The 7,495-nt window shown below is 71.3% G+C and carries 4 protein-coding genes; 2 read left to right on the top strand and 2 right to left on the bottom strand.

What is annotated here, in order from left to right; all coding sequences use genetic code 11:
• Both uvrA and F3J18_RS34350 read right to left on the bottom strand, forming a co-directional pair.
• On the bottom strand, positions 1-4,919 hold a 4,919-nt coding region (gene uvrA / locus F3J18_RS34355; RefSeq protein WP_166916541.1), incomplete at its 3' end, for an excinuclease ABC subunit UvrA.
• A gap of 187 nt (positions 4,920-5,106) precedes the next feature.
• Positions 5,107-5,493: a MerR family transcriptional regulator gene (locus tag F3J18_RS34350; protein ID WP_166916539.1), complete on the bottom strand. Its 387-nt coding sequence runs from the start codon at positions 5,491-5,493 to the stop codon at positions 5,107-5,109.
• Positions 5,494-5,580: 87 nt separating this feature from the next.
• Between F3J18_RS34350 and F3J18_RS34345 the strand changes: the two genes are divergently transcribed.
• Both F3J18_RS34345 and F3J18_RS34340 read left to right on the top strand, forming a co-directional pair.
• Positions 5,581-6,519: an alpha/beta hydrolase gene (locus tag F3J18_RS34345; RefSeq protein ID WP_166916537.1), complete on the top strand. Its 939-nt coding sequence runs from the start codon at positions 5,581-5,583 to the stop codon at positions 6,517-6,519.
• Positions 6,520-6,534: 15 nt separating this feature from the next.
• A complete protein-coding gene (locus F3J18_RS34340) occupies positions 6,535-7,446 on the top strand; it encodes an alpha/beta hydrolase (RefSeq protein ID WP_166916535.1) in 912 nt (303 codons plus the stop codon).
• The last annotated feature ends 49 nt before the right edge of the window (positions 7,447-7,495 follow it).

Below are 7,495 nucleotides of genomic sequence, written 5' to 3'. Positions count from 1 at the left end.
CCGGCGGCCTTGCGCGCGCGGCGCGTGGCCGGCGAGGACAGCACCGAGCGCCCCACCGCGTCGAGCAGGTTGGCCATCAGCACGTCGCGCGCCAAGGTGGACTTGCCCGAGCCGCTCACGCCCGTCACCGCCACCAGCCGCGCCAGCGGAATCCCCACCGTGACCTCGCGCAGGTTGTGCAGCTTGCCGCCATGCACGGTCAGCCATTGCTCCGGCACCGCCTGCGCGCCCTTGCGGCCCGGCGGCACCACGCTGCGGCGCGACTGCAGCGGATGCACGATCGGCTCGGCCAGGTAGCGGCCGGTCAGCGAGGCCGATTGCGCGGACAGGTCGGCCACGCCGCCCTGCGCGACCACCGTGCCGCCGCGCTTGCCGGCGCCGGGGCCGACGTCGATCACGTGATCGGCGCGGCGGATGGTGTCCTCGTCGTGCTCGACCACCACCAGCGTATTGCCCTTGTCGCCGAGCTTGCGCAGCGCGTTCAGCAGGATCTGGTTGTCGCGCGGGTGCAGGCCGATGGTCGGCTCGTCGAGCACGTAGCAGACGCCCTGCAGGTTGCTGCCGAGCTGCGCGGCCAGCCGGATGCGCTGCGCCTCGCCGCCCGACAGGCTGGGCGCGGCGCGGTCCAGGCTCAGGTAGCCGAGCCCGACTTCCTCCAGGAAGGCCAGGCGGCTGCCGATCTCGCTGACGATGTCGCGCGCGATCTGCGCGTCGCGCCCCTCGAGCCGCAGCGCGTCGATCCACTCGCGCGTCTGCGAGACGGTCCATTGCGCGACCTCGACGATCGAGTGCGCGTCGAAGGTGACGGCGCGCGCCGAGGGATTCAGGCGCGTGCCATGGCAATCCGGGCAGGGCTGGTCGCCCAGGCCTTCCGGTTCCTGCTCCTCGGACGGCAGGGTCTGCTCGCGGCCGCGGCCGTCCTCGGCGCCCAGCACCGTGTCGTCGTAGGCGGCGCGCTGCTCGCGCGTGAGCGCCAGGCCCGTGCCCACGCAGGTGGTGCACCAGCCATGCTTGCTGTTGTACGAGAACATGCGCGGGTCCAGCTCGGGATAGCTGGTGCCGCACACCGGGCAGGCGCGCTTGACCGACAGCACCTTGGTCTGGCCGATCCGCGCGGTCGCCCCGCGCCCGGCCAGCGCCTCGCCCAGGCCGTCGAGCGGCGCGAGCAGGTGCAGCACGCCCTTGCCGATCTCGAGTGTCTCGTCCAGGCGGCGGCGCAGCTCGGCCTCGTTGTCGGGCGACACCACCAGGTCGGCCACCGGCAGCTCGATGGTGTGTTCGCGGAAGCGGTCGAGCTTGGGCCAGGGGTCGACCGGCACGAATTCGCCGTCCACGCGCAGGTGCGAGTTGCCGCGCGCCTTGGCCCACTTGGCCAGGTCGGTATAGACGCCCTTGCGGTTGACCACCAGCGGCGCGAGCAGCCCGACGTGCTGGCCGCGATGGTCGCGCAGCAGTTGCGCGGCGATCGACTCCACCGTCTGCGAGGTGACCGGCGTGCCGTCGTGGATGCAGTGCTGCAGGCCCAGCTTCACGTACAGCAGGCGCAGGAAGTGCCAGACCTCGGAGGTGGTGGCCACCGTGCTCTTGCGGCCGCCGCGCGACAGGCGCTGCTCGATCGCCACGGTGGGCGGGATGCCGTACACGGCATCCACCTCGGGGCGCCCGGCCGGCTGCACGATCGAGCGCGCGTAGGCGTTCAGCGATTCGAGGTAGCGGCGCTGCCCTTCGTGGAACAGGATGTCGAAGGCCAGCGTCGACTTGCCCGAGCCGGACACGCCGGTGATCACGTTGAACTTGCCGTGCGGGATGTCGACGTCGAGCGACTTCAGGTTGTGCTCGCGCGCGTTGACGATGCGCACCACGTCCTCGCCCTCGATGGCGCGCCGCTCGCGCACCGCGTTGAGCTTGGCCTGCAGCGGCACGCCGTGCTCGGCAAGCTCCGCCTCGGCGGCCATGGCGCGCTCGTACTGCGCCAGCGCCGCGCCGGTATGCGAGCCGGCGCAGGCCTCGACGTCCTCGGGGGTGCCGGCGCACAGCACCAGGCCGCCGCCGTCGCCGCCTTCCGGGCCCAGGTCGATCAGCCAGTCGGCGGCGCGGATCACGTCCAGGTTGTGCTCGATCACGATCAGCGAATGGCCGCTCGCCAGCAGCTTGCCGAAGGCCTGCATGAGCTTGGCGATGTCGTCGAAGTGCAGCCCGGTGGTGGGCTCGTCGAACATGAACAGGCGCTCGGCGCTCGCCGCCTTGGCGGCCTTGCCGCGCACGCTGCCCGCCGCCGCCGATTCGGCCAGGAAGCCGGCCAGCTTCAGGCGCTGGGCCTCGCCGCCCGACAGGGTCGGCACCGGCTGGCCGAGCTTCACGTATTCGAGCCCGACGTCGACGATCGGCTGCAGCACGCGCAGCACCTCGGCGTCGCCGGCGAAGAAGGCCGCCGCCTCGCTGACGGTCAGGTTCAGCACCTCGGCCACGTTGAGCAAACGGCCGCCGCGCTCGATGCGCACCTCCAGGATCTCGGGGCGATAACGCTGGCCGTCGCAATCGGGGCAGCGCAGGTAGACGTCGCTGAGGAACTGCATCTCGACGTGCTCGAAGCCGGAGCCGCCGCAGGTCGGGCAGCGCCCCTCGCCGGTGTTGAAGCTGAACATGCCGGCGCCGTAGCCGCGCTGCAGCGCCAGCGGCGCCTTCGCGAACAGCTTGCGGATCTCGTCGAAGGCGCCCACGTAGCTGGCCGGGTTCGAGCGGGTGGTCTTGCCGATCGGCGACTGGTCGACGAACACCACGTCGCTGACCTGGTCGGCGCCGGCCAGGCGCCGGAACGCGCCCGGCGCCTCGGTGGCCTTGCCCATGTGGCGCGCCATCGCCGGATAGAGCACGTCCTGCAGCAGGGTCGACTTGCCCGAGCCCGACACGCCGGTCAGGCAGACCAGCCGCTGCAGCGGGATCTCGACCGTGACGTCGCGCAGGTTGTGCTCGCTGGCGCCTTCCAGCACCAGCCGCGGCGTGTTCGCGTCCACCGCGCGGCGCGACCATTGCGAGGCATGCGCCACCTCGCGGCGGCCGCCCAGGTAGGCGCCGGTCAGCGTGTCGGCCGAGCGGATCTCGCCGGGCGTGCCGTCGTAGACGATGCTGCCGCCGCGCTCGCCGGGGCCGGGGCCCATGTCGATCAGGCGATCGGCGGCCAGCATCACCGAGGGATCGTGCTCGACCACCACCAGCGTGTTGCCGGCGTCGCGCAGCCGCTGCATGGCCTCGACGATGCGGTTCAGGTCGCGCGGATGCAGGCCGATGCTGGGCTCGTCGAGCACGAACAGGGTCTTGGTCAGCGAGGTGCCCAGCGCGGTGGTCAGGTTGATGCGCTGCACCTCGCCGCCCGACAGGGTGCGGCTCTGGCGGTCCAGCGTCAGGTAGCCGAGGCCGACGTCGCAGAGGTATTTCAGGCGCGTGCGCACCTCGGCCAGCAGCAGCTTGAGCGCATCGTCGAGCAGCGCGCTGGGCAGGCTGATGCCGTCGAAGAAACGGCGGATACGCTCGATCGGCAGCAGCATCAGGTCGTGCACGGTCAGGCCCGGCAGCGCCTCCAGCTGGGCGCGGTTCCAGTCGACGCCGCGCGGCATGAAGCGCGCGGCCGGCGCCAGCACCGCGTCGGCGTCGGCCTTCGAGCCGAGCCGCCACAGCAGCGATTCGGTCTTCAGGCGCGCGCCGCCGCAGACTTCGCAGGGCGTGTAGCTGCGGTACTTCGAGAGCAGCACGCGGATGTGCATCTTGTAGGCCTTCGACTCCAGATAGCCGAAGAAGCGCTTCACGCCGTACCACTGGGTCTGCCACTTGCCGTCCCAGTCGGGCGAGCCGTTGATCACCCAGTCGCGCTCGGCATCCGTCAGCTCGCCCCAGGGCGTACCGCGGCGGATCTTCGCGCGCTCGGCATAGCGCATCAGGTCGTCCTGGCACTCCTTCCAGGCCGGCGTCTGCATCGGCTTGATCGCGCCCTCGCGCAGCGTCTTGCGCGCGTCGGGAATCACCAGGCCCAGGTCGACGCCGATCACGCGGCCAAAACCGCGGCAGGTCTCGCAGGCGCCATAGGCCGAGTTGAACGAGAACAGCGCCGCCTGCGGCTCGGCATAGCGCAGGTCGCTGTCGGGATGATGCAGGCCGGTGGAGAAGCGCCAGACCTGCGGCTCGGGCGCGGCTTGGTCGGCGTTCTCCGGCGCCGGCGCCAGCACGTAGACGTTGACGCGGCCGGCACCGCGCCTGAGCGAGGCCTCGATCGCCTCGACCACGCGCGCCTTCTCCGTGTGCTGCAGGCGGAAGCGGTCGGCCACCACGTCGAGCACCTTGCGCGTGCCCGCCTCGGACACCACCTCGCGCTGCGCCTGCACGCGCGTATAACCGCTCGCCGACAGCCACTGCTCGACCTCCTCGGCCGTCACCGCCTCGGGCAGCTCGACCGGGAAGGTCACCACCAGGCGCGGGTCCTCGCCGGCCGTGCGCGCGGCCAGCTCGGCGTAGATCGTCTCGGGCGTGTCATGCCGCACCGGCTGCGCGGTCTTGCGGTCGAACAGCTCGGCCGCGCGCGCGTAGAGCAGCTTCAGGTGGTCGTTCAGCTCGGTCATGGTGCCGACCGTCGAGCGCGAGCTGCGCACCGGGTTGGTCTGGTCGATCGCGATCGCGGGCGGCACGCCGTCCACGCGGTCCACCTGCGGGCGGTCCATGCGGTCCAGGAACTGCCGCGCATAGGCGCTGAAGGTCTCGACGTAGCGGCGCTGGCCCTCGGCATAGAGCGTGTCGAACACCAGGCTCGACTTGCCCGACCCCGACGGACCGGTCACGACCGTCATCTCGCCGGTGCGCAGGTCGAGATCGACATTCTTGAGATTGTGCTGGCGTGCTCCGCGAATGCGGATCAGATGGCTGGATGACAATTGGCCTGTCCGTATGAAGGGGTTGAACGGGTCTGGCGGGCCGCGAAGGTGCGTCATGCCCGAATGACTGCGACACTATACTGTATATTCATACAGCCTTCACGACGCCCCGCGGGCCGGGGATGCTGGCGGCTCCCGGCCGATCCGCCCGACTGAAAGACACGACCGATCGAGGCCGGTTCCAGCTTCAGTCGAGCGGCGGCACCGCGCCTTCCGACAAGGTCTTGAGCAGGCGCGCGCGGCGCCGCTCGAGCTCGGCGATCTGGTGCTCGATGGCTTCCAGGCGCTGGCGCTGCACCTCGCTGATCTGGTCGCAGGAGCGCGCGCCCTCGATCAGCAGCATGCAGTCGGGGAAACCGCGGATCTCGTCGAGCGTGAAGCCGGTCGCGATCATGCGCTGGATCTGCCTGACCTGCGCGACCGCCTGCGCCGGGAAGCGGCGATAGCCGTTGTCGGCGCGCGACGAGGCCAGCAGGCCATGCTCGTCGTAGTGGCGGATCGAGCGTACGCTGGCGCCGGTGCGCCGGGCCAGCGCGCCGATCGTCAGCCATTCCGGGGAGTTCGAGGCGTTCATGGGCGGCAGGCTAGCATGTTTCGCTTGACCCTCACACTGGTGTGAGGGTCGAGACTGGGTGGACCTTCACTTCAGAGGAATCCCCTCATGTCCGCCCGTTCGTTGTTCCCCTCTTTATTTCGCCCGCTGTCCCGCCTGCTGCTGGCCGTGCTGTCGTCGGCCACGCTGTTCGCCGTCGCGCCCGCCGCGCAGGCCGCCCCCGATCACTACACCGTCACCTCGAAGGACGGCGTGAGGATCGCCGTCGAGGAAAGCGGCAACCCGGACGGCCCCGCCGTGATCCTGATCCACGGCCTGCTCGGCAGCCGCCTGAACTGGGATGCCCAGCTGCAGAGCCCGGACTTGCACCGGTTCCGGCTGATCAGCTCCGACCTGCGCGGCCACGGCTTGTCCGACAAACCCGCCGGCGCCGAGCCGTATCATGACGGGCGCCGCTGGGCCGACGACCTCGACGCGGTGATCCGCGGCGCGCATGCCAAACGGCCGGTGCTGGTGGGCTGGTCGCTGGGCGGCGTGGTGATCTCCAACTACCTGGCCGCCTATGGAGACGGCGATATCGGCGGAGCCGTGTACGTGGACGGCGTGGTCGAGCTGAAGCCGGAGCAGTTGGTGAGCCATCCCGAGGTTTACCGGGACATGACATCGCCCGAGCTGCGGACGCATCTCGACGGCGAGCGCCGCTTCCTAGCGCTGTGCTTCCACCGCCAGCCCGATGCCGCGCGGTTCGAGCGGCTGCTCGCCAATGCCGCGATGGCCTCGTGGGACATGCAGCGCGCGGTGCCGGGCATGACCGTGGCGGCCGCCGAGGGCTTGAGCCGCGCGCACGTGCCGCTGCTGTTCATCCAAGGCGGCCGCGACGCGCTGGTCGATACGCCGGCCGCCCTGGCCCGCGCCCGCGCGCTGAACCCGCGCATCGCGAGCAAGCTGTACGAGGAATCGGGCCACGCGCCCTTCATCGAGGAACCCGAGCGCTTCAACCGCGATCTGGCCGATTTCGTCGGATCGCTGTCCGCCGCACAACCCTGAGCCAAGGAGGCAAGCATGAGCATCGACACCCCGCCGCTCGGCAGCGACGATTTTTTCCCCGGCTTCGCGCCGCTCGAGATCGAGGCCGGCGAGGTGGCGTTTCGCGGCCGGATCGGCGGCGACGGGCCGCCGGTCCTGCTGCTGCACGGTTATCCGCAGACCCATCTGGCCTGGCGCCGGATCGCGCCGACGCTGGCGCGCTCGCACACGGTGATCGTGCCGGACCTGCCCGGCTACGGCGCCAGCCGCATCCGCCGGCCGTCGCCGCGCTGGAGCAAGCGGCGCGTGGCCGGCGCGCTGCTCGCGCTGATGGACGCGCTCGGCCATCCGCGCTTCGCGGTGGTCGGCCACGATCGCGGCGCGCGCGCCGGCTACCGGCTCGCGCTCGACCACCCGCGGCGCGTGAGCGCCTATGCCTCGCTGAGCGTGGTGCCCACGCTCGATGCCTTTGCCGGCGTCGACCGGGCCTTCGCGTTGAACGCCTGGCACTGGTTCTTCCTGGCGCAGCCGGCCGGGTTGCCCGAGCGGATGCTGGCGGCCGACCCCGATGCCTTCATCGATGCCGCGCTGGCCAAGATGGCCGGCGGCCTGGAGCGGGTCGAGCCGCGCGCGCTCGCGGCCTATCGCGCCGCGTTCCGCGATCCCGAGGTGCGCCACGCGATCTGCGAGGACTATCGCGCGGCGGTGGAGGAGGACCTGGAGCACGACGCGGCCGACCGGGCGGCCGGGCGACGGCTCGACTGCCCGGTGCTGGTGCTGTGGGGTGAAAAGGAACGCCGCGCGGACGCGCCCTCGCCGGTCGAGACCTGGTCGCGCTGGGCCGCGACGGTGAGCGGCCACGGGCTGCCGGCCGGGCATCTGCTGCCCGAGGATGCACCGGAGCCGGTGCTCGCGGCCTTGGCGGCGTTGCTGGGCGAAAGCGCCTGAGCACGAGGCGGGCGCCGTGCTGGCCGAACGGCCCCGGCGCGCGGCAGCC

The sequence above is a fragment of the Burkholderia sp. Ax-1720 genome (assembly GCF_011753035.1).
Taxonomy (GTDB): Bacteria; Pseudomonadota; Gammaproteobacteria; order Burkholderiales; family Burkholderiaceae; genus Burkholderia; species Burkholderia gladioli.
The sequence above is the reverse complement of the archived record's forward strand: the minus strand, read 5'-3'. Positions and strand labels throughout refer to the sequence as shown.

Bases quoted from the DNA above. Each gene is read 5' to 3' on its own strand.
- F3J18_RS34350 (WP_166916539.1), bottom strand. From the start codon at position 5,493: ATGAACGCCTCGAACTCCCCGGAATGGCTGACGATCGGCGCGCTGGCC.
- F3J18_RS34345 (WP_166916537.1), top strand. From the start codon at position 5,581: ATGTCCGCCCGTTCGTTGTTCCCCTCTTTATTTCGCCCGCTGTCCCGC.
- F3J18_RS34340 (WP_166916535.1), top strand. From the start codon at position 6,535: ATGAGCATCGACACCCCGCCGCTCGGCAGCGACGATTTTTTCCCCGGC.